The following is a 22214-nucleotide window of genomic DNA, read 5'->3' on the forward strand; positions in this document are numbered from 1 at the left end:
CGTGCGGGTATGGCGGCGAAAATGGCCGGAGCCGGCCTCGAAGAGCGGTGGCGGGACATCCTGTCCGTGCACGCCCACACGATGTGCGAGATCGACCGCGTGCTGCACCCGCACGGGCTGGGCGCGAGCGACTTCGAGGTGCTCGACATCCTGGCCACCGAGTCGCCCCAGGAGGGCGACCAGTGCCGTGTCCAGAACCTCGTCGGACGGGTACATCTCAGCCAGAGCGCGCTGTCCCGGCTGATCGGCCGTCTGGAGAAGGACGGCCTGGTGGAACGCTCCGTCTGCGCGGAGGACCGGCGGGGCGTGTGGGTGGCCCTGACCCGCGAGGGCCGAGACCTGCACGCACGGGTGCGACCGCTGCAACGGGACGTGCTGGCCCGGATGTTGGGCTAGGGCCCTTCTGATGGATCTCCGCGGCGTCGCGACGCCTGGCCTGGCATGCCATGCCATGGCACCAGTCCCCCGCGCCAGTCATCCGTCGGGAGACTCCGCGCACCCTCGCCGACCGGGTTTGGACACCGGCCAGGCACGTTGACCGTTCACAGCCCGATCGGAACCGCCTGGGAACGTCCGGCTCAGGACGCCCGGGCCGGTCCGGCGGGTCAGGGCGCGGACGCGGGGTCCGGGTCCGCCCCTGTGATGGCCGGCCGCCGCGGCTCGCCTCAGCGCAGCAGTTCCCGTACCGCCTCGAACGCCGCCGCGCCCGTCGCCGGGTCCACGCCCGGCCGGGCCAGCGCGCTCATCGGGATGGGACTGACCGGCGGCAGCCCGCCGTACGGGGTCAGACCGTCCGGCGCCGGTCCGAGCGCCGCCAACAGGGCGACACCCTGACCGGTGCGGGCGATATCGAGGACGCCCGCGAGATACCCGGCGTCGCCGACGACCGTGGCGGGCACGCCCTGTGCGGCCAGGGTCGCGATGGCCCGGCGGCGGATCGCGCAGGGGTCCTCGATCGCGACCAGCGGAACCGACGCCGGTGCGGGCGGCGGCTCCCAGCCCGGGACCGCGTGCCAGGTGAGCGGGAGGCCGCCGACGGGGGTGCCCTCGGTCGCGGCGGCCTCCGTGACGTATACCGCGACATCGACACTGCCGCGCTCCACGGCCTCGACGAGCCGGGCGGAGCGGTCGATGCGGAAGCGGACCCGACAGCCGGGGCGCACCTCCTGGACCGCGGCGGTGAGCCGGGGCAGGAACTGGTCGGCGGCGTGCTCGGTGGACCCGATGGTGACGATGTCGCCGTCCGGGTCGAGCAGGGTGCGTACGGCCTCGTCGTGTACGGCGAGGATCCGGCGGGCCTGTTCGAGCAGCAGGCGCCCCTCCGGGGTGAAGCGGGTGCCGCGCCCCTCGCGTTCGACGACGGGCCGCCCCAGGGCCTTCTCCAGTTTGCGGACGTGCTGGCTGACCGCCGACTGGCTCAGGGACAGTGTCCGGGCCGCGCGGTGGAAGCCGCCGCAGTCGGCGACCGCGGTCAGGCTGCGCAGGGCCACGATGTCGAGGACGGGTGGGGGCATGCCGTGACAGTAGCCCGCCCGACAGACCGATCACGATCCCTGATCGGTTTCGATGCGGAATCGTCGTTGGACGTGGTCCGTCGCGGCCGGTCATGATGGGCGCATGTTGCACGCGACCGCTTCTGCTGCCCTTCTGACGCAGCGCCGAGTCATTGACTTCGGCGTGGCGTGCAGCGCGCTCTGTCGCTGACACTCCGCCGCACACCGGCTCTTCCCCGCATTCCGAGTCGCCCGGGTCCTCCCCTCGCTGACACGTGACAGTCACGCTCGGATGCCCTTCTTTCCGTACGGATGCCCCCTGCCCTGAAACGGGAGCTGCCCCCTCATGCCCTCATCCTTCTCCTGGGACGAACCCGAAGGCCTCGCCGCGCGCGGCACCCTGATCGTCCTGGCCGGCCGAGGCGAACACGGCGGTGTGTACGAGCGGTTCGGCCGCCGTCTCGCCTTCGACGCCTACCGTGTGCGTGCCCTCGGTGACCCGTCCGCCGATCCGTCCGTGCTCGACGAGGCCGCCAAGCTGCTCGCCGACGAGTCGCTGCCCGGCCCCAAGGTGCTGGTCGGTTCGGACACGGGCGCCCGGTACGCCGCCCACCTGGCCGCCGAGCAACTCCCCGGCGTCGACGCGCTGGTCCTGGCCGGCCTGCCCACCACCCCCTGGACCTCCGGGAGTTGGGAGGCCGAGGTCGAGGCCCGCACCGCCTGCCCCACCCACCAGTCCCGTCTCGCGGACGACCCCGGGTTCCGGCGCGGTGCCCTGGCCGAGCACCCCGACCTGCCCGACCTGCGTCTCGACCTCGTGCGGGTTCCCGTACTCGCGCTGCACGGCAGGGACGACACGGTGAGCCCGCTCGCCCAGGCAGCGGACGCGTACGCCGGACACCCGGGCGTGCGGACGGTGACCTTCCACGGCGGCCGGCACGACGTCCTCAACGACGCGCTGCACCGCACGGCCGCCGCCACCCTCGTGCTCTTCCTGGAGCGGCTGCGCCTGTCCCCCGCTCTGCCCACGATCGCGGAGGGCCCGGCATGACCGTGACCACGACCGTCGCCGAACTCCGCGAGCTGCTCGCCTCCGACGCTCCCCCGGTCGTCCTCGACGTCCGCTGGGCGCTGGGCGATCCGCACGGCCGCGACCACTACGCCGAGGGGCACATCCCGGGCGCGGTCTACGTCGACCTGGACACCGAACTGGCCGCGCCGCCGAGCCCGGAGGGCGGCCGTCATCCACTGCCCGACCTCGCGGAACTCCAGAACGCGGCGCGCAGGTGGGGCATCCGGACGGGCCAACGTGTCGTCGTCCACGACGACCTGGGCAACACCGCCGCCGCCCGCGCCTGGTGGCTGCTGCGGTACGCGGGCCACGCCCAGGTCACGCTCCTGGACGGGGCGCTCGGCTCCTGGCGGTCGGCCGGGCTGCCGCTGGAGTCCGGGATCCCGGCCGATCCGCCGCCCGGCGACGTGGTGCTGCGCGCGGGCGGACTGCCGGTGACCGATGCCGACGGCGCCGCCGAACTCGCCTCGTCCGGGCTGCTGTTGGACGCGCGGGCCGGCGAGCGCTACCGCGGCGAGGTGGAGCCGGTGGACCCGCGGGCGGGGCACGTCCCGGGCGCTGTGTCCGCCCCCACCGGCGAGAACCTCGCGGCGGACGGCACCTTCCTGCCGGTGGAGGAACTGCGCGAACGGTTCGAGGAGAAGGGGGTCGGCGAGGCGCGGCGCGTCGGTGTGTACTGCGGCTCCGGCGTCACCGCCGCCCATCAGATCGCCGCGCTGGAGATCGCCGGGTTCGACGCGGTGCTCTTTGCCGGCTCCTGGTCCGCCTGGTCGGCCGATCCGGACCGCCGGGCCGCGAAGGGAGACCGGCCATGACGACGAAACCCCTCGACCCGGCTGTGGTGCCGCGACAGGCGGCGCCCCCGGAGGACGCCGTACGGCCCGGTCGTGTCACCCTCCGCGGCACGGTCAGGACCGGTCGCCGCCGCACGATCCCCCGTTCGGTGCGACGGTCCGTGGGCCCGGTCGGCCTGGTCCTGCTGTGGTTGCTGACCTCGGCCACCGGCGTGCTTCCGGAAACCGTGCTGGCCTCCCCGGTGGACGTGGTTCAACAGGCCGTCGAGCTCACCAGGAGCGGTGAACTCCCCGACGCCATCGCCGCGTCGGGCCGCCGGGCGGCCATCGGCTTCGTGATCGGCGCGAGCGTCGCACTGGGTCTGTCGCTGCTGGCCGGGCTGTTCCGGCTCGGCGAGGATGTCGTCGACTCCTCGATGGGCATGTTCCGGGCGATCCCCTGGGTGGGTCTGATCCCGCTGTTCATCGTCTGGTTCGGTATCGAGGAGACCCCGAAGATCGCCCTGGTCGCCCTCGGCGTGACGTACCCGCTGTACTTCAACATCTACGGCGGCATCCGCTCCACCGACGCCCAACTCGTCGAGGCGGCCCGGATGATGGGCCTGGGCAGGCTCGGGCTGATCACGTACGTGATCCTGCCGAGCGCGCTGCCCGGGGCGCTCGTGGGACTCCGGTACGCGCTGTCCACCGCCTGGCTGGCGCTGGTCTTCGCCGAGCAGATCAACGCGGACGCGGGGCTCGGCTATCTGATGAGCAACGCCCAGCAGTACTTCCGTACGGACGTCATCGTGCTGTGCCTCGTCGTGTACGCGCTGCTCGGACTCACCTGCGACCTCGCCGTACGGATCCTTTCGCGCCGGCTGCTGAGCTGGCGGGCCAACTTCGAGGGCGGGGCGTGAGCTTCATGACCAACAGTTTTATGACCAACAGTGTGGAAATACGGGGGCTTTCGCGGGCCTTCGACGGCAACACCGTCCTGCACGACCTCGATCTCGACATCCCCGAGGGCGAGTTCGTGGCCCTGCTCGGACACAGCGGCTGCGGCAAGTCGACGCTGCTGCGGATCCTCGCCGGCCTCGACGAGGAGATCGGCGGCGAGGTGACGGTGCCGTCCCGCCGCAGTGCCGCCTTCCAGTCGCCGCGGCTGCTCCCCTGGCTGAAGGTGTGGCGCAACGTCGTCCTCGGACTGCCGGGTCGCTCCGACCGGGAGCTCGCCGCGAAGGCGCTGGACGAGGTCGGTATCGCGGACCGCGCGGGTGTCTGGCCCAAGACCCTCTCCGGCGGTCAGGCCCAGCGTGTGTCCCTGGCCCGGGCCCTGGTCCGGGAGCCCGAACTGCTGCTCCTGGACGAGCCGTTCGGCGCCCTGGACGCGCTCACCCGGGGCAGGGTGCAGCAGCTGGTCGCGGAACTGTGGCAGCGGCACGGCTGCGCGATCCTCCTGGTCACCCATGACGTGGAGGAGGCCCTGCTGCTCGCCGACCGTGTCCTGGTGATGGACGAGGGCCGCATCGCCCACGAACTCACCGTCGATCTGCCCCGCCCCCGCGACCTCACCGCACCCGAGTTCGTCACCCTGCGCGCCCGCCTCCTGAACTGGCTCGGCGTGACCCGCACCTTGGAAGGAACCCCGTCGTGATACGCCGACTCGCCGCAACCTCGATGAGCCTCGCCGCCCTGCTCACGCTGAGCGCCTGCGGCGCCGACTCCTCGGCGGATGCCGGCGGAAAGGGCCAGGTCACACTGACCATCGGGGACCAGGCCAAGACCCTGCAGACGATCATCGCCGCGTCAGGCGCGCTCAAGGGCGCCGACTACAAGGTGAAGTGGGCCGAGTTCGAGGGTGCCGCCCCGCTCTACCAGGCCGTCCAGGCGGGCGCCGCCGACACCTCCTACTCCGCGGACCTGCCGGCGCTCCAGGCACTCAGCGGCGGCGTGAAGTTCAAGAACGTGGCCGCGCTGAAGAGCGACGGCCGGCATGTCGGGATCGTCGTCCCCAAGGGCTCCGGCATCGACAGCGTCAAGGACCTCAAGGGCCAGAAGGTCGTGGTGTCCTCCGCGAAGGGCAGCATCTCCGAGTACCTGCTGGCCAAGGTGCTGAAGCAGAACGGTCTCAGTTACAAGGACGTCAAGGTGCAGTACCTGCTGCCCACCGACGCGCAGGCCGCGTTCGCCTCCGGGAAGATCAAGGCCTGGGCGACCTTCGGCGTCTACCAGGCCGTCGGCCTGAAACAGGGCGGCAAGCTGCTCGTCGACGGTGCCGACGGCCGGGTCAGCGGCTACGGCTTCTTCGGCGCCTCCGACGAGGCCCTGGCCGACTCGGGGAAGAAGGCCGCGCTCTCCGACTTCCTCAAGCGTCTCGGCACGGCCCTGGAATGGACGAGCACCCACCGGGACGCCTACGCGAAGGCCATCGAGCAGCGCAACGGCGCCGACCCCTCCGTGGCCAAGACGCTGGCATCGGCGGCGTACAGCAAGGTCCTGCCGGTCTCGTCGGACGTCAACGGGACGGTTCAGGGCGTCGCCGACCTCATGAACGGGATCGGGGTGCTGGAGCCCAACGTCGACGTGGCGGGGTCGGCCGACACATCCCTCGTCAAGTAGCCGATCTCAGCAAGGAGTTGCTCATGCCTGTCGAATTCATCAGCGCCGTCCACACGGACGCGGGGGCCTCCGGGCCGGCCGCATCGAGCCGTACCGGGTTCGACCGCGACCATCTGCGCAGGTACGCCCGCGCGCTGGACGACGGCGGCTTCGACCACACCCTGGTCGCCTACCACTCGGCGTCCCCGGACGCCTTCCAGGTCGCCCAGTTCGTCGCCACCCACACCGAGCGGATCCGCCCGATCCTGGCCCACCGGCCCGGCGTCATCTTCCCCACCCACGCGGCCCGCGCCCTCGCCACCCTGGATCGGATCAGCGACGGCCGCCTGACCGTGCACATCATCTCCGGCGGCAGCGACGAGGAACAGCGCCGGGAGGGCGACTACCTCAACAAGACGGAACGGTACGAGCGTTCGGACGAATACATCCGGATCCTGCGGAACGTGTGGCAGGCCGACGGACCGGTCTCGCACGAGGGCAAGCACTTCCGGTTCGAGGGCTACCACTCGGACGTGAAACCGGTGAACGGGCTGGTGCCGATCTCGGTGGGCGGCTCGTCCGAGGACGCGTACCGGGTCGGCGGGCAGCAGGGCGACATCTTCGGGCTGTGGGGCGAGCCGCTCAAGGAGACGGCCGAGCAGATCGCCGCGGTGAACGCGGTCGCGGACGCCGCCGGGCGCCCCCACCCCCGTATCTGGGTGTCGTTCCGCCCGATCATCGCGCCCACCGACGAACTGGCCTGGGAGAAGGCGCACCGCACCCTGGGCGTGCTCAAGGACCAGGCCGGTACCACGCAGTCGCTGCGGCATTACCGCACCACCGGTCGTCCGGCCAACGTGGGTTCGCAGCGGCTGCTCGACATCGCCGACCGCGGCGAGGTGCACGACCGCTGCCTGTGGACCGCCCCGGCGGTCGCCACCAACGCCGCCGGTGCGTCCACCGCCCTGGTCGGCTCCCCCGAGACGGTGGCGAAGGCACTGCTCGACTACGTCGACATCGGCTGCGACCTGCTGTCGATCCGCGGCTACGACCCGCTCAACGACGCGATCGACTACGCCCGTCACGTTCTGCCGCTGGTGCGCCAGGAACTCGCCCACCGCGCCACCACCCAAGCCGCCTGATGGAGCTCCCGTGTTGTTCCGACGCACCCTGCGCACGTCCGCCGCCGCCCTGGCCCTGCTCCTGCCGTTCGCGGCGGCGTGCGGGAACGAGGCACAGGCCGAATCCCCCTCCTCCGTCACCCTCCGCGTCGGCGCCACCGGCTGGAAGACCGAGGAGGCCCTCCTGAAGTACGCCGGCCTCGACGACACCCCGTACACCGTGAAGTGGAACCAGTTCCAGGGCGGTGACCAGCAACTCCAGGCGATCCGTGCCGGAGCCCTCGACCTCGCGACCTCCAGCGAGATCCCGCCGATCTTCGCCGCCGCCGACGGCGAACCCAACTTCGAGGTCGTCGCCGTGCAGCGCGGGGCGACCCTCAACCAGGAGGTCGTCGTCCCCGAGGGCTCCGCGGTGACCGACATCGCCGGCCTCAAGGGCAGGAAGGTCGGCTACGTCCAGAACACCACCGCCCACTACTTCCTGAACGAGCTGCTGAAGCGGGCCGGACTGAAGTGGTCCGACATCGATGCCAAGCCGCTGCTGCCCAACGACGGCCTGGCGGCCCTGAACGGCGGCAGCATCGACGCGTTCGCCTCGTACGGCACGTCGGTCATCACCGCCCACCAGCAGGGCGCCACGACGATCGGCTCGGGCAAGGACATCCTGTCCGGCAACTTCCTCTGGTCGGCGCGGGACAGCGTGCTGAAGAGCCCGGCGCAGAAGGCCGCCGCGGCCGATCTGATCGCCCGGATCACCAAGGCCTACGCCTACGTCCGCGACGGCCACGAGGACGGCTTCGCCCAGGTCACCGCCGACGCCACCCACCAGCCACTGGCCCAGGCCAGGAAGGACCTCGTCGACGCCCAGGCGCAGCGCCCGACCCGGGCCAGGACCGTCGGCGACGACACGATCGCCTCGCAGCAGAAGGTCGCCGACGCCTTCACCGAACTCGGGGCGCTGAAGGAGCACTTGGACGTGAAGTCGTTCTGGACCACCGCACTGAACGCCGACCTGAAGAAGGCCCTGTGACCGAGCGCATCGCCGAACTGGCCGCCGATTACGACCGGTCGGCCGCCTTCCCCGCCGAATCCCTCCGGATCGCGCACGAGGCGGGCCTGCTCACGGCGACGATCGGCGAACGGTACGGAGGCCGCGGTGCGGGTGTACGGGAGATCGCCCGCATCCTGCACACCCTGGGGCAGGCCGATCCGTCCGTCGCCCTGATCGCGGCCATGACACTGAACACCCATGCCCGGCAGGCGGCAGATCCGCACTGGCCGGAGGAGCTGTACGCACGTCTGGCGAAGGAGTCCTTCGAACGCCCGGTACTGATCAACCACGCGCGGGTGGAGCCCGAACTGGGCTCGCCCGCGCGGGGTGGACTGCCCGCCACCCGGGCAGTGCGCACGGCCGACGGCTGGGCCGTCAGCGGCACCAAGCGTTTCGTGACGGGCGCCGAGGGGCTGGACTGGTTCCTGGTGTGGGCGAGCACCGACGAACCCGAACCACGCGTGGGCACCTTCCTGGTGGCCGGTGACTCCCCCGGCATCGAGGTCACGGATCGCTGGGACCAGTTGGGGCTGCGGGCCAGCGGCAGCCATGACGTGACGTTCCGGGACGTGCGGGTGCCGTACGGGCACGTCATCGGCATCGGTCCGCACGGGCCCGCAGCCGAGCAGGACAACCGGGCCGGCGCCGCCCTCCATCTCCCGCTCGCCGCGCTCTACTTGGGCGTCGCCCGCGCCGCGCAGACGTACTTCCACACCTTCGCCCACACACGGGTGCCCGCCAACCTGGGGCACCCGGTGGCCCGTACGGAGCGCTTCCGCCGCACGGCCGGGGAGATCGAGGTGCTGCTCGGTGCCGCCGAGCAGCTGGTGTTCGACGGTGCCGCGAAGCTGGATGGCGGGGATTCGTCGTACACCCCCGAACAGGCCCTGGGCGCACGGGTGCTGGCCGACCGGCACGGTGTGCGGGCCGTGGAGCTGGCCGTGCGGCTGCTGGGCAATCCGGGGCTGGCCCGGGGCAAACCGTTGGAGCGGCACTTCCGGGACATCCAGTGTGCGCCCGTGCACGCGCCCCAGGAGGACGTCTCCCTGCTCGCCATCGGAACGAAGGCGCTGAACCCGTGACCGCGGCACCCGAAACGACCACGTCCGCCCGGCTCCTCGGGCTGCTCGCCCGGGATCTGCCGCCCGACCGGCTGACCACCGACCCGGCCGTGCTCGCCGCCCACGCCACCGACCGGTCCGGCACCCGGCCGGCCGGGGAACCGCTGGCCCTGGTGCGCGCCCGGCGGACCGAGGACGTGACGGTCACCCTGCGGCACGCGAACGCGCTGCGCGTGCCGGTGGTGCCGCGCGGTGCGGGCACCGGTCTGTCGGGCGGGGCCACCGCACACGACGGCTGCCTGGTCCTGGACCTGTCCGGGATGAACCGCATCCTCGAACTGTCGGCCGACGACCAGCTCGCCGTCGTCGAACCCGGGGTGATCACCGCCGAGCTGGACCGGGCGGCGGGCGTGCAGGGGCTGCGGTACGCGCCGGACCCGGCGAGCGCCGCCCTGTCCACCATCGGCGGGAACATCGCGACGAACGCGGGCGGCCTCAGGTGCGCGAAGTACGGGGTGACCCGGGACAGCGTGCTGGGGCTGGAGGCGGTCCTCGCCGACGGGACGGTGGTGCGCACGGGCCGCCGTACGGTCAAGGGCGTCACCGGCTACGACCTGACCGCGCTGCTCACCGGGTCGGAGGGCACCCTCGCGGTGATCACCTCGGCGACGCTGCGGCTGCGGCCGATCCCGGTGGCGACGGCCACGCTCGCCGCGTACTTCCCCTCCTTCGAGGCGGCGGCCGAGGCGTCGTACGCGATCACCCGGGCCGGGGTCGAGCCGGCGCTGGCGGAGCTCGTCGACGGACCCGTGCTGCGGGCCGTCGACCCGGCGCTGCGGGAGCGGGGCGCGGCCCTGCTGCTGGTGCAGTGCGACGGCGCGGGCGCGGCGACCGAGGCGGCGGCGGTCGCCCGGCTGCTCGCGCCCCTGGCCACCACGGTGGAGACGACGGAGGATCCCGCCGAGGCGGAGGCCCTGCTGGCCGCCCGCCGTCTGGCCCTGCCCGCACTGGAGCGGCTGGGCCGCCCGCTCATCGAGGACATCGCGGTCCCGCGCTCCCGCCTGGCGGAGGCGGTGCGCGAGATCCGGGCCATCTCCGCACGTCACGACGTGCCCGTGTACACCCTCGCGCACGCCGCGGACGGCAATCTGCACCCGATCATTGTGGTGGATCCGTCCCTGGACCGGCTGCCGGAGGCCGCGTGGGAGGCGGCCGGTGAGATCTTCGCGCTGGCGCTGCGGCTCGGCGGCACCCTGACGGGTGAGCACGGAGTGGGCCTGCTCAAGCGGCAGTGGGTCGCCGAGGAACTCGGGCCCGCAGCTCATGCCCTGCAGCGCAGGCTCAAGGAGGTGTTCGATCCGAGGAGCATCCTCAATCCGGGCAAGAGCCTGTGAGAGCCGCCACGATCCACTGTGGCGGCTGTGGCCCACCGGTGGGGACTCCCGCACCTCGTCCGGGCATCGCGAAACGACGGGAGCCGGATCGGTCCCGTCGTCGCATCCCTCGCCGGGCCCGGCCGCTCCGCAATGGTGGCCGGGCCCGATCCGGTCGTCCCTACGGCCTGGCCAGCAGGGTGCGCACGCCCTCCGAGGTGAGGGTCAGCGGGTGCTCGGAGCTGGCGTCGATGGTCAGGGACAGCTCGTCGGCCGGCCACTGCGCGGCGAGCGCGCCCAGCGGGACCAGTCGGTAGCGGGAGACGTACGGGAGGAGCTCGGCCATCTCCGGTTCGGAGGTGAACACGGGCACCACCGGAGCGCCGTCCTTCTGTTCGAGGACGGGCAGTGCGACCGTGCTGGGGTCGCTGCCTCCGTCCTGGCCGGCGTCATCGGGCACGGGCACGAGCACCTCGCTGCTCGCGAGCGTGGCCAGCGCCGCCGTGTCCTCGGTGTTCTCGGCCAACGCGTCCAGCGCCCGCCGGGCCGGTGTGACGGTGTTGTCGTTCGCGGGTGTGTCCATGGCTGATCCCTACATAGCGGCGGTCTTGCGGCCCGCCCGGCGCGAGATGGCCCCGGGCGCGGTTCTGGTCGCGTACCCGACGGTTGCCGGAGCAATCCTCTGAGCTCTTGGAGTTCACACGGGTTTCCGGGACGAGGAGCAGGTCAGGGACGGACCCGGCGCTCGGGCCGGTTCGGGCGGGGGTTTAGCATATGAGCGCCACCTAGCTCGAAAGAGATACTCGTGACTGTCAAGGACGACTCGTTCACCAACTGGAAGACCCGCGAGGAGATCGCGGAGTCGATGATCCCCCTCATCGGGAAGCTGCACCGCGAGCGGGACGTGACGGTCCTGCTGCACAGCCGCTCCCTGGTGAACAAGTCGGTGGTGAGCATCCTCAAGACCCACCGCTTCGCCCGCCAGATAGCCGGCGAGGAACTGTCCGTCACCGAGACGCTGCCGTTCCTCCAGACGCTCACCGCCCTCGATCTCGGCCCGTCGCAGATCGACCTCGGCATGCTCGCCGCGACGTACCGGACCGACGACCGCGGTCTTTCCGTGGCGGAGTTCACCGCCGAGGCGGTCGCCGGTGCCACCGGCGCCGACCGGGTCGAGCGCCGTGAGCCGCGCGATGTCGTCCTCTACGGCTTCGGCCGCATCGGCCGCCTCGTCGCCCGCCTGCTCATCGAGAAGACCGGCTCCGGAAACGGCCTGCGGCTGCGCGCCATCGTCGTCCGCGGCAACGGTGGCCGGGCCGCCGACGACCTCGTCAAGCGGGCCTCGCTGCTGCGCCGCGACTCCATCCACGGCCAGTTCCAGGGCACGATCATCGTCGACGAGGCGAAGAGCACCATCGTCGCCAACGGCAACGAGATCAGGGTGATCTACGCCGACGACCCGTCGCAGGTCGACTACACGGCGTACGGCATCAAGGACGCCATCCTCATCGACAACACCGGCAAGTGGCGGGACCGCGAGGGCCTGTCCGAGCACCTGCGTCCCGGTATCGACAAGGTCGTGCTGACCGCGCCGGGCAAGGGCGACGTCCCGAACATCGTGCACGGCGTCAACCACGACACCATCAAGCCGGGCGAGCGGATCCTGTCCTGCGCGTCCTGCACCACCAACGCGATCGTGCCGCCGCTCAAGGCGATGGCGGACGAGTACGGCGTCCTGCGGGGGCACGTGGAGACCGTGCACTCGTTCACCAACGACCAGAACCTGCTGGACAACTACCACAAGGCCGACCGTCGGGGCCGCTCCGCGCCGCTCAACATGGTCATCACCGAGACGGGTGCCGCCTCCGCCGTCGCCAAGGCGCTGCCCGACCTCAAGGCGCCGATCACCGGCAGCTCGATCCGGGTCCCGGTGCCGGACGTCTCCATCGCGATCCTCAGCCTTCGGCTCGGCCGCGAGACCACCCGCGAGGAGGTCCTCGACCACCTCCGCGACGTCTCACTGACCTCGCCGCTCAAGCGTCAGATCGACTTCACCACCGCACCCGACGCGGTCTCCAGCGACTTCATCGGCTCCCGCCACGCCTCGATCGTCGACGCCGGCGCGACCAAGGTCGACGGCGACAACGCGATCCTCTACCTCTGGTACGACAACGAGTTCGGCTACTCCTGCCAGGTCATCCGCGTCGTCCAGCACGTCTCCGGGGTGGAGTACCCCACGTACCCGGCCCCGGCGCCGGTGCCGGCGGTCTGACCCGGCCGGACCACCCGATCCGGCGCCCCTCGGACGGGGCGCCGGCGGTGGGCGCGATCGGCGCGGGACCCTCGCGAGGGCCTCGGCCTCAGTCCTCCATACGGTGGTGGTCCTCCTCGCTCCAGGCACGGGTGTCACGGGGCGGGACGTAGAGCTCCTCGTCGTCGGGCAGCCCGTCGGCGACGGCGCGCTGCCGGGCCGTCTCCGCGTCGAACTCCAGGCCCAGCAGGATCGCGATGTTGCTGATCCACAGCCACACCAGGAAGATGATCACGCCGGCGAGGGTGCCGTAGGTCTTGTTGTACGAGCTGAAGTTCGCCGCGTAGAACGCGAACCCCGCCGACGCGACCAGCCAGACCAGCAGCGCGAGGAGACTGCCCGGGGTGACCCACTTGAAGCCCTGGCCCCGCACGTTCGGCGCCGCCCAGTAGAGGATCGCGATCATGAAGGTGACCAGCACGATCAGCACCGGCCACTTCGCGATCGACCAGGCCGTCAGAGCCGAGTCCCCGATGCCGAGCACCGCGCCGGCCTGCTGGGCGAGCCCGCCCGTGAACACCACGATCAGGGCGCTGATCACCGCCAGCACCAGCAGCACGACCGTCACTCCCACCCGGACCGGCAGCAGCTTCCACACCGGACGGCCCTCGGGCATGTCGTACACCGCGTTCGCGCTGCGGATGAAGGCCCCGATGTAGCCGGAGGCCGACCACACGGCCAGCACCAGACCGACGATCGCCATGACCGAGCCGATACCGCCCCGCCCCTGGAGCTGCCGCACCGCGTCGCCGATGATGTCCCGGGCCGAGCCGGGCGCCAGCTTCCGCAGGTTGTCGAGGACCTGATCGGTCGCGGACCGCCCGGTGATGCCCAGCAGCGAGACCAGCACGAGGAGTGCCGGAAACAACGACAGCACTCCGTAGTACGTCAACGCCGCGGCCCGATCGGTGAGTTCGTCGTCCTTGAACTCCTTCACCGTGCCCTTGAGCACGGCCGGCCAGGATGTCGATGTAGGCGCCATGAGACCGGGAGTACCCCCTGTGACGGGGACATGCACGAACCGGCCCCTTTCGAGAGGCGGGGACCGTCCCGACGGCCGGCCGTCACCTCCGGCCGGCCGTCGGCTCCGGCGCGGGAACTGACCGGCGAGACGGAGTACGACCGCTACTGCGAGCGGCAGCGACGCCACCATCCGCTCGCGCCGGTACCGACCCGCCGCGAGTACGAGACGCGGCGCACCCGCCACCGGGAGACCCACCCGCAGAGCCGCTGCTGCTGAGCGCCCGCCGACCGGTCGCCGGGCGCTCAGTCCTCGGTCTCCAGGTCGGCGGCCACCACCAGGGCGGTGGCCGACTGCGCCGCGCTGGTGACGACGACCTCGTAGAACCCGGGGGTCGGCAGCACCACCTCGGCGACCAGGGTGTGGGGTTCCTCGCCGGGGCGCAGCCTGGGGCGGACCGTCGACAGGCCGCCCTGGGCGTCGCGGATCCGGCAGACGACGACGCCGGCGGCGGTGGTGTGGCCGACGCCCCACACCGTCAGCGTCCACGGCCTTCCCGTGCTGACCTCGGCCGGGGTGGTCAGCCCGAGGGGGGCGGTGTCGGCTCCGGGCAGTCCGATTCCGGCGCCCTCGGGGTGGTGGGGTCGGCCGGTCGGCGGGCCCCCGGTGATCTCCGGGGGCTGCGGAACCGCGCTGCGGATCGGACTGTCCACGGGCTGCTCGGTGAGGACCGCTCGAACGAAGTCGATGACGGCGGGTTCCATGACGAGCGAGCCGTGCACGCCCGAGACGAAGGCGGCGGCGTTGGAGGGCTCCGGCGCGGCGGAGTCCCTCGGCACCAGGCCGTCTCCCGCCCGACTCCACAACACCGGCCCGCCACGGTCGTTCCGCATCAACGTCCCGTCGCGGTGCAGGCGCGGGGTGTCGGCGAACAGGCGCACCCTGCCGTGCACGATCGCCAGGCTCTCCGGCGTCCGCTGCGACACACCGACCGCGGCGCGTACGCGTGGCAGCGTCCTCGTCCCCTGCAGCCTCTGCCGGGCCGCCATCGCGGCCTCGGCCAGTTCGACGTCTCCGCCGATGTCCCGTACGTCCTGGAGCGTCAGATGCCGCACTCCCCCGTCCTCGGTCCGCACACACGGGTAGTCGGGCAGCAGGTCGTAGACGCCGGGCATGGTCCGCGCCACCTGGGCGAGGCCGGCGGGCGTCGCTCTGCCTCCGCCGATGAAGTCCATGACCCGCGGAATGCCGTGGAACGGCGTCCCGATGGTGATCAGGTCTCGGGTGACCTCGCACAGTACGGGATGCATGGCGAAGGCCGCGCGCGCGACCAGACCACCCATGGAGTGCGCGACGAACACCAGCCTGGGCTCCGGGCGGTCACGCCTGGCCGCCTGCCGTGCCGGGTGGTGCCGCCACTGGGCCAGGTGCCACAGGGCGGCATCGGCCAGCCGGCGTGCGGACTCCTCCGCCGACAGACGCCAGTCGTAGGGGAAGCGCAGGACGGCGTCGCGGTGCCGGGTGACGGAGGTGACGGCGTCCCACAGTTGGTTGTAGGGCGAGAAACCTCCGACCAGGGGAACCCAGGCGAAGCCCGAGGACAGCAGTTCCGTGGGCCGGAGCCGGGTCGACCGGCCCGACCGCTCGTCCTCGGTCACGGCTAGCGGCGCGGTGGCGCTCCGCCGCCAGAAGCGCGTGAGATCGGGGAAGCCCTGCGTCCCCCAGACGATCTTGCCCGTCTCGTTGTCCACCAGGGTGCTGCCCGCGAATCCGGGCAGGACGATCACGGCGTCGTCGGTCATGTCCCGTGCCACGCCGCCGGAACCCTGGGGGCGGTCCACCTCGCGTCGGTAGGTGGTGACCAGGGCCGTGTTCCAGCCCTCGGCACGTTCGGGCGGCGCGCTGTCCAGGAAGTCGCTGATGACCGAGCCCCTACTGACGCTGGTGTTCTCGGTCAGGAAGTTCCTGGTCTCCGGGTCGGCCTCGCTCGGGTCCTCCGAGGTTGCCACGAAGTCGGCGACGTCCTCGTCGGTCAGCGAGGCGCGCAGCAGTTCGCCGGAGCCTTCGGCGAGGTCGACGCCGAGGGACCTGGCCGTGTGGGAGACCAGTTCCGGCATGTCGTCACCGATCTCGGCGGCGAGTTCCCGCAGCAGGGTCGGGTGGCGGGTGTACGCCTTGCTGCTGAGGTTCCGGGCCCGGGCCAGCGTGTCGGCGCGCAGCGCACGCGCCTCGGCGGTGTCCAGGGTGCCGCCGCGCCGGTGCAGCCGCAGCTGCGCCGCGGCAACGGACAGCAGCTGGATGTCGGCGGCCGGTCGCTGAGCCGCCCTGCGGGCCTGGATGAGCAGGTCGTGCGCGTCGGCGAAGCGCCCGAGGTCCTCACAGATGCGGGCCCCGAACAGGGCCAGCTCGCTGAAGACCGTCGGGTCCGTGGCCGCGGCCGCCAGGTCGAGGGCGTGGTCGACCATCCTGCGGGCCTCGTCATGGCGGCCGAGTGCGGCCAGCGACCGCATGCGAAGCGACATGAGGGCGAGGTCGTCGTCCACTTGGTGCGGGCGTTCGTCCAACAGGTCCAGGGCTTCGGCCGGGCTGTCGCCGGCGAGGAGGTCGGTTCCGGCCCGTAGCGCCTGACGGCTCCAGGTCTCGTCGTCCGCCTGGGCCCGCAGCTCCGCGTCGACCGTGTTGCCGAGCCGTTCGGTCAGGTACACCTGTGAGGGGGCGGGCAGCTCGTCCAGCGTGTCCTCCAGGAGGGCGCCGGCCTCGTCCGTCCAGCGCTCGTCCAGGGTGCGTGTCGTCTGCGCCAGCGACAGCCGGTGGTACAGCTCCTCCGCGCGGCTCTCGGTGGACGGTCGCTGCATGTCCAGGAGTGAGTAGTAGCGCACGGCCTTGCGGTGGATCCGGTCGACGACGTCCGTGTGACCACGACGTACCAGCGGCAGCATGACGCGGCGCACGTCGCCGCGGTGCACGACCGCGGCCTCACCGGGCACCTCCTCGACCAGGGTGGCCTCGTCGCGGAAGCGGCGAAACAGTGTCCGCGCGCGCTGTTCGTCGACGTGGCCCAGTCCGCAGGGTCCGGCCAGCACCTCGCGGATCACGTCGGGGGTGAGCTTGCGGACGACGAGGCCGGGGCTGGCGATGCGGCGCAGGTCCGGGTCGTGCAGGTGATCGAGGATGCGCCGGTAGAGCACACCCTGGACGGTCTCGTCCCCCAGCCTCAGATGGAGCTGTCGGCGCAGCTGGGGGTCCTGGAGGACGTGGGTGCCCTCGCGGTGCACCAGGGCGGCGGCGAGTTTGAGGTTGAGCGGGTTGGAGCCGACGATCCGGATGATCTCCTCGGCGTCGGTGTCGGTGGCCGCGGCGGCGGCGCGACTCGCCGCGGGACCGGCACCGTCGTCGCCCGTTCCGGTGTCCCCGGCTGTCAGCTGTCGACGCAGGAAGGCCCGGGCGGTGGCGGGGTCGAAGCCCTTCAGGGGCAGGCGTCGGAACCGCGCGTCGTCGACGGGAGCCCGGCCGGCCGCCAGGATCCGCAGGCCCGGATGGACATCCTGCAGTGTCTGCAGGAACTTCAGGACCCGGTGCAGGGCGATCGGACCGCGGCGCTGGACCTGTTCGAAGGCGTCCAGGGTCAGCAGGAAGGGGCGCGCGGAACCGCCGGTGGCCGAGACGGCAAGTGCGGAGAAGGCGGCGATCAGGGCTTTTTCGTCGCGCTGTCGGGCGTACCGGCCACTGTGCAGGCCTCGCTCCGTGCCGGTGAGCCGGTCGGCGGTCAGTGTGGCACGCAGCCCCCGTTCCAGTTCCCCGGTCTGCCGGATGAGGTCCGGACGCAGCAGGCCCAGCTGGCGGACGGCCTCCGCGATCAGGGTCAGCGGTCGGTCCGGGACGAGGTCGTGCCGGTCGAAGGAGAGGTACACGCAGGGCATCCGGCGGTCCGGCGCCGCCGCGGGGCGATCGGTGTGGTCCAGGACGAACCGGGCCACCAGCGTGGACTTCCCCACGCCGCCGGGCCCGTGAACGATCACCCAGGGGCACGGCCCGTGGCCCGTCGCGGCCAGGGCTTCGCCGGCGCCGTCGGGCCGCTCGATGTCGTCCAGCGACACGTCGGTGAGCCGGTTCAGCATGGCCAGCTCACGGGTCCGTCCGGTGAACGTCGCGTCGGCGAGGGCCCGTAGGGGCTGAAGCAACCGGGCCCGCTTGATGCCGTTCTGGATCTCGTCGAGCCCGGGGAGGGGCATCGCGCTGCGTGCCAGCGTTTCCCGGGCGCGGGGGGCGTCCTGGAACCAGCCGACGACGGTCAGCGCGGCGTACAGGTCCTCGAAGCTGTGCTCGTCCAGGGGCGGGTTGGCGTGCGCGAGGAGCCGCCGGGCCCAGTCGCGTGCGGTGTCGCGGCCCGCCCGGGGTGCCGCCTCCAGGGCGCCCAGCAACTTCTCGGGCGTACCCAGTGTGTCCAGGGTCCGGGCGCGCACGCGGGGGTCCAGGCTCCAGCGGCGGCCGTCCGCGGTGGTGACACGCTCACATTCCTCGATCAGGAAGTCCCGGAGCACCGGGTCGGCGTCGGCGTCCTCGGCACCGTGCGGCAGCAGGTCGCCGGCGACGAACGAGCCGAGCAGCGCCGTCCGTTCACGCAGGGCACGGCGGTCGTCGGACGGGTCGTACGGGTCGGCCCGTCCCGAGGTGTACGGCGGGTGAGCGCCGTGGTCAGGCGAACTGGGCTCGGTCACCGTTCTCACCGCCGTTCCCGTATCGGTCGCGGGCCCACCAGGCGGCGCGCCGCTGGATTTCCTCGATCATCCGCAGCGGGGCGTCGGGAGCGAAGGCGCCGTCGTGGGCCTGGCCCGTCAGGTCCGCGACCATGCGGTCGGCCTGGTCCGCGTCGATGGGGCGGCCCGTCTCCTCGGCGACCCCGAGGAAGTAGTCGTGCAGGTCCTTGCCCCTGATCGGTTCGAGGTCCTCGCAGGAGACATAGGGATGCAGATCGGCGGACAGCCAGCCGTCGTAGGCGAGCAGGACGATACGCAGTTGGTCCTCCATCTCCTCCTCCACGACGGCGGTCACCAGCTCCGCCACGGCTCTCAGGGCGGGCTCGGTGAAACGGACCGACTCCGAGTCGTCGAGGACGAGCCAATGCGCGCTGTGGGCCCGCCCGTTGCGTCGTTCCTCGCGCATCAGCCCCTTGATCTGGTTGACGAGGCTGAGCGCCTGACTGTCCTCCGAGGTGTACTGGTCGACAGAGACGTTCCACTCACGGAACTGTTCGCTGAGGGTGTTCGCGATGTCCGTCACCGACACCGGTGCGAGGTACTTGCCCATCTGGATCCGGCAGTAGTCGACGCCGCGGCAGGCCAGCACGTGCTGGATCAGGTACCAGGTGTACGTTCTGCCCGAACGCCGGTCCCCGCGCACCGCGAGGACACGATTGCCCTGGCCGTTGAGCATCTCCTGCAGGACAGCGCGCAGCGTACGACGGTCGAAGAACGCCCGCTGCCTGCCGTTGATCAGGTACGCGGCGCACGGGTCGGCATCGGCGACACCCGGCTCCTCCGCCGCCAGGTAACGGAAGACCGGCCATGTGTGGGTGTTGGGGTCCTGGGCGGCGTTCTCCACCAGTCGGCGCAGTCTGCCGCGGCGCGCCGCCTTCTCCAGCACCTGCGGCCACACGTCGAGCATTCCGTCGTCCCAGTAGGCCTCGGCCTCCTCCATGCCGGCGCTGAGCGCGAGTGGTAGCGCGGTGCGCTTGTTCGCGTAGACGGTAGCCAGCCCTTTGAGCAGCATCTGGGCGCGTGCGTCGTCGAAGGGGAACACGGACTCGTCGAGCAGGGGGCGCACGGGCTCACACCAACTGCCGTCGGACGAGGTCCTCGCGGACCCGCTCGATCCGTACGCCCTCGTTGCGGAACTCGTCCGCTCCACCGAGCTGCCCGATCCTGCGCCAGCGGCGATGCACCGCGACAAGACGCCAGTGCTCGTCGAACACCGGTGAGCCGGAGGAGCCGCGTTCCGTGTCGGTCCAGTACTGGATGACGACGTCGTCGACGTGCCGTACGACGTTGTGGCGCGCCGCGAGCTTCTTCACCTCTCCGTGCGGGTGCTGGATGATGTAGACCCGGTCGTCGAGGGCCACGGACGTGCTGTCGGGGAGCGGGACGCGTACGGCGTCGTCGGGCAGCGGGGCCGCCGCGCGGATCACGGCCCAGTCCAGTTCGGCGTCGCCCGCGACCGATCCCGGTTCGCAGGGCACGACGAGGTGCTCCCTGATCCGCCCGTTGAGGTCGGCCTCGTAGCCGAACCAGGCCTCCACCGCCACGGGCCCGCGTCCCTCGCCGTCGTACAGCACATGATGGTTGGTCAGCAGCAGGCCCTCTCCGATGCGGAAGGCCGTGCCGTGATACCGGGCGCCGTCGTGCGCGGTCACGCGCAACCGACAGACGGCGGAGGCCAGTTCGGTGCCGCGACGCAGGAAGGCGACGTCCTGCAGGGTGTTGGCGCGGAAGATCTGCCGCTCCTGCTCGTCCGGGTCCTTGAAGGCGGCGAAGGCGCCGGGCCGTGTGTGCTCCTCGGGCGCCTCGACCACCGGCTGTTCGGCGAGCAGCTCCTCCAGTCGTCCGGCGACCGCCTGGTCGGGACCGGAGCTGATCTGCTGCAGCAGGGTGCGCAGCTTTCCCTGGTTGCTCGCCACCCGGATGAGATCGAACCACACCGACGTCGCGGTGCCCTCCAAGGTGAAGTGGGCGGGCGATATGCCTGCCTGCAGGGCCAGTTGTTCGATCTGAGCCGTGCGGTAGTACACCGAGGCCAGAAAGTCGCGCAGTTCGAGCGCGCCGGGTGCGTCCCACTCGAAGTGCGGCCTGTCCAGGAAATGTGTCATCGCCGCATCACTCGGTACCTGTCGTCGTTCTCCCACCGTTGTTCTCACCATTCTTCTCGCCCCGGCCGAGGTCATTTCTGTGGCTGGAAGGACCAGTAGTCGCCGTCGGCGTGCGACACACGGGTCAGTCCGTAGCGCTGCGACGGTGTACGGCCATGGTGTAGCAGGCCGTAGACGTCGGCGAGTACGTTGCGGTGGTTTCCCACGTACGAGTGCCCCAGCAGGTCGGTGCCCAGTTCGGTGACGTCGACGGTGTCGAGACCTGGCACGACGATCACCGAGTCGCCCGCCTGGCCGGCCCGCGGGAAGTCGGCGAGGTTACGGGACACCGCCAGGGCGCGGTCCCTTGCGGAGACGTACAGGGTGGAGTGGCCGGCCTGCCGCAGGATGCCGGGCAGCAACTGCCGGAAGACGTCTCCGTCCACGTCCGGTGCCGCGAACACCACGTGCCCCAGCCGTCCGGAGCCCTCGGGCAGCGCCCTGGTGTCCAGTCCGGCCAGGCCGTCGGTGAGCACCCTGTTGCCCATGCTGTGGGCGATGACGTGCACCTCGTCCACGCCGGTGCCGGTCAGCAGCCGGCGCAGGAACTCCTGGAAGTACGGCACGGAACGGCGGGCAGCGTCGCCGTCGGCGGGATAGTCGAGGACGCTGCCCTTCGACGGCCAGCTGTACAGCAGGACGGGGCCGGTGAAGTTGAGGTCGTAGGCCAACTGGGCCGCGTGGACGGCCGCGTCGGCGAAGGAGACGTTGAAGCCGTGCACGAACACCAGCGCGTGCCGGGCGGCGCACTGGTCGAGCTGACGGCGGACACCGTCGGCGAAGTCGTCGGCGGTCATCGCGGCGGTGGAGGCGAGCAGCACGTCCCTGACCGGGTCGGGGCGGAACCGCAGCCGCCACCAGCGGGGTTTGTCGACGGCGCCCACCCGGTGCTCGTCGGGAACGCTCACCGTGGCCTGGCCGTAGGAGAGCCGGCCCCGCTCGGAGCCGTAGGTGAGGGGGGCGGTTTTCGACGTCCGTCCGGCGCGGTCGGTGGCGTACATGACGGGGATCTGCAGGGAACGGAGCTGGACGGGCCAGAACGGCGGCGGGTCCGCCGGGCCGAACCGCTCCAGTTCGCCGGAGAGCCGGTCGAATTCCTCGGTCAGCCACTCGCCCAGCGGCGGCCGCGCCCTGAAGACGGCGGCGACAGCGCGCGCCGCGCTGTCGACGGCCTCGGAAGGATCCGTGGAATCGACGGTTCCTGAGGGGGGTTCGGCGTCGGTGGACGCGTCCCTGACCACGCTCTCCCGCGCCTCGTCGAAGACCCGCAGCGGGGCGAGCAACTGGCCCTCGAACTCCCCGAGTTCAGGGTCCGACAGCTGGTCCGTGACCTTCGGCCAGATCCCCGCGACCGCCGCCACCAGCGGTCCCCACTCCTCCACTTTCCCTCCCCCAGGGAATGCCGTACAGCGATCGGGATCGCGGGCCGGCCGACTGCGACGACTCCCTCGAAGCATAGGGCTTCCGATACCCGGGGCGCCGTCGTCCGACTAGTC

Annotated in this window: 19 protein-coding genes; 12 read left to right on the forward strand and 7 right to left on the reverse strand. The window is 71.6% G+C overall.

Annotated features, from left to right (window positions below):
* Positions 1-9: 9 nt before the first annotated feature.
* The gene (locus AB0H86_RS22245; RefSeq protein ID WP_362441210.1) at positions 10-396 is read left to right on the forward strand and encodes a MarR family transcriptional regulator; all 387 of its coding nucleotides are present in this window, start codon (positions 10-12) and stop codon (positions 394-396) included.
* Positions 397-665: 269 nt separating this feature from the next.
* On the opposite strand, the gene AB0H86_RS22250 is transcribed toward AB0H86_RS22245, so the two are convergent.
* Positions 666-1514, reverse strand: a complete 849-nt coding sequence (locus tag AB0H86_RS22250) for a LysR family transcriptional regulator (protein ID WP_362441213.1) — start codon at positions 1512-1514, stop codon at positions 666-668.
* A gap of 325 nt (positions 1515-1839) precedes the next feature.
* On the opposite strand from AB0H86_RS22250, the gene AB0H86_RS22255 reads away from it, so the two are divergent.
* From AB0H86_RS22255 to AB0H86_RS22295, 9 genes are read left to right on the forward strand one after another with little or no spacing between them, the layout of a single operon-like run.
* A complete protein-coding gene (locus tag AB0H86_RS22255; protein WP_362441216.1) occupies positions 1840-2544 on the forward strand; it encodes a lysophospholipase in 705 nt (234 codons plus the stop codon).
* Positions 2541-3380, forward strand: a complete 840-nt coding sequence (locus AB0H86_RS22260; RefSeq protein WP_362441219.1) for a sulfurtransferase — start codon at positions 2541-2543, stop codon at positions 3378-3380. Before AB0H86_RS22255 ends, AB0H86_RS22260 begins: the two co-directional genes overlap by 4 nt.
* Positions 3377-4258: an ABC transporter permease gene (locus AB0H86_RS22265; RefSeq protein ID WP_362441222.1), complete on the forward strand. Its 882-nt coding sequence runs from the start codon at positions 3377-3379 to the stop codon at positions 4256-4258. The genes AB0H86_RS22260 and AB0H86_RS22265 overlap by 4 nt, the downstream gene beginning before the upstream one ends.
* A gap of 20 nt (positions 4259-4278) precedes the next feature.
* Complete coding sequence (locus AB0H86_RS22270) at positions 4279-4995, forward strand: ABC transporter ATP-binding protein (RefSeq protein ID WP_362441225.1); 717 nt, start codon at positions 4279-4281, stop codon at positions 4993-4995.
* A complete protein-coding gene (locus tag AB0H86_RS22275) occupies positions 4992-5960 on the forward strand; it encodes an ABC transporter substrate-binding protein (protein WP_362441228.1) in 969 nt (322 codons plus the stop codon). Before AB0H86_RS22270 ends, AB0H86_RS22275 begins: the two co-directional genes overlap by 4 nt.
* Positions 5961-5983: 23 nt before the next feature.
* Positions 5984-7081: an LLM class flavin-dependent oxidoreductase gene (locus AB0H86_RS22280; RefSeq protein ID WP_362441231.1), complete on the forward strand. Its 1098-nt coding sequence runs from the start codon at positions 5984-5986 to the stop codon at positions 7079-7081.
* 10 nt (positions 7082-7091) lie between these two features.
* Complete coding sequence (locus AB0H86_RS22285; protein WP_362441234.1) at positions 7092-8090, forward strand: ABC transporter substrate-binding protein; 999 nt, start codon at positions 7092-7094, stop codon at positions 8088-8090.
* The gene (locus tag AB0H86_RS22290; RefSeq protein WP_362441237.1) at positions 8087-9193 is read left to right on the forward strand and encodes an acyl-CoA dehydrogenase family protein; all 1107 of its coding nucleotides are present in this window, start codon (positions 8087-8089) and stop codon (positions 9191-9193) included. Before AB0H86_RS22285 ends, AB0H86_RS22290 begins: the two co-directional genes overlap by 4 nt.
* Complete coding sequence (locus AB0H86_RS22295; protein ID WP_362441240.1) at positions 9190-10566, forward strand: FAD-linked oxidase C-terminal domain-containing protein; 1377 nt, start codon at positions 9190-9192, stop codon at positions 10564-10566. Before AB0H86_RS22290 ends, AB0H86_RS22295 begins: the two co-directional genes overlap by 4 nt.
* A gap of 160 nt (positions 10567-10726) precedes the next feature.
* On the opposite strand, the gene AB0H86_RS22300 is transcribed toward AB0H86_RS22295, so the two are convergent.
* The gene (locus AB0H86_RS22300; protein WP_362441243.1) at positions 10727-11128 is read right to left on the reverse strand and encodes an SseB family protein; all 402 of its coding nucleotides are present in this window, start codon (positions 11126-11128) and stop codon (positions 10727-10729) included.
* A gap of 222 nt (positions 11129-11350) precedes the next feature.
* Between AB0H86_RS22300 and AB0H86_RS22305 the strand changes: the two genes are divergently transcribed.
* Positions 11351-12817 carry a glyceraldehyde-3-phosphate dehydrogenase gene (locus AB0H86_RS22305; RefSeq protein ID WP_362441246.1) on the forward strand — a complete coding sequence of 489 codons (1467 nt, stop codon included), beginning with the start codon at positions 11351-11353 and terminating at the stop codon, positions 12815-12817.
* 88 nt (positions 12818-12905) lie between these two features.
* On the opposite strand, the gene AB0H86_RS22310 is transcribed toward AB0H86_RS22305, so the two are convergent.
* On the reverse strand, positions 12906-13838 hold the full coding sequence (locus tag AB0H86_RS22310) for a YihY/virulence factor BrkB family protein (protein WP_362441249.1): 933 nt from the start codon (positions 13836-13838) through the stop codon (positions 12906-12908).
* 30 nt (positions 13839-13868) lie between these two features.
* Between AB0H86_RS22310 and AB0H86_RS22315 the strand changes: the two genes are divergently transcribed.
* Entirely contained in the window at positions 13869-14096 is a 228-nt protein-coding gene (locus tag AB0H86_RS22315) for a YbdD/YjiX family protein (RefSeq protein WP_362441252.1), read from the forward strand.
* 26 nt (positions 14097-14122) lie between these two features.
* Here AB0H86_RS22315 and AB0H86_RS22320 read toward each other — a convergent pair whose 3' ends face one another.
* The 4 genes from AB0H86_RS22320 to AB0H86_RS22335 form a co-directional block, all read right to left on the reverse strand.
* Entirely contained in the window at positions 14123-18535 is a 4413-nt protein-coding gene (locus AB0H86_RS22320) for an AAA family ATPase (RefSeq protein WP_362441255.1), read from the reverse strand.
* Positions 18513-19640 carry an effector-associated domain EAD1-containing protein gene (locus AB0H86_RS22325; RefSeq protein WP_362441257.1) on the reverse strand — a complete coding sequence of 376 codons (1128 nt, stop codon included), beginning with the start codon at positions 19638-19640 and terminating at the stop codon, positions 18513-18515. The genes AB0H86_RS22320 and AB0H86_RS22325 overlap by 23 nt, the downstream gene beginning before the upstream one ends.
* A 4-nt stretch (positions 19641-19644) precedes the next feature.
* Positions 19645-20679 (reverse strand): trypsin-like peptidase domain-containing protein, encoded by a 1035-nt coding sequence (locus tag AB0H86_RS22330; protein ID WP_362441260.1) that lies wholly within the window; start codon positions 20677-20679, stop codon positions 19645-19647.
* Between the two features lie 71 nt (positions 20680-20750).
* Positions 20751-22100, reverse strand: coding sequence for an alpha/beta hydrolase (locus AB0H86_RS22335; RefSeq protein ID WP_362441263.1), 1350 nt, complete (start codon positions 22098-22100; stop codon positions 20751-20753).
* Between the last annotated feature and the right edge of the window lie 114 nt (positions 22101-22214).

It is taken from the genome of Streptomyces sp. NPDC050997, assembly GCF_040660135.1.
Classification (GTDB): Bacteria; Actinomycetota; Actinomycetes; order Streptomycetales; family Streptomycetaceae; genus Streptomyces.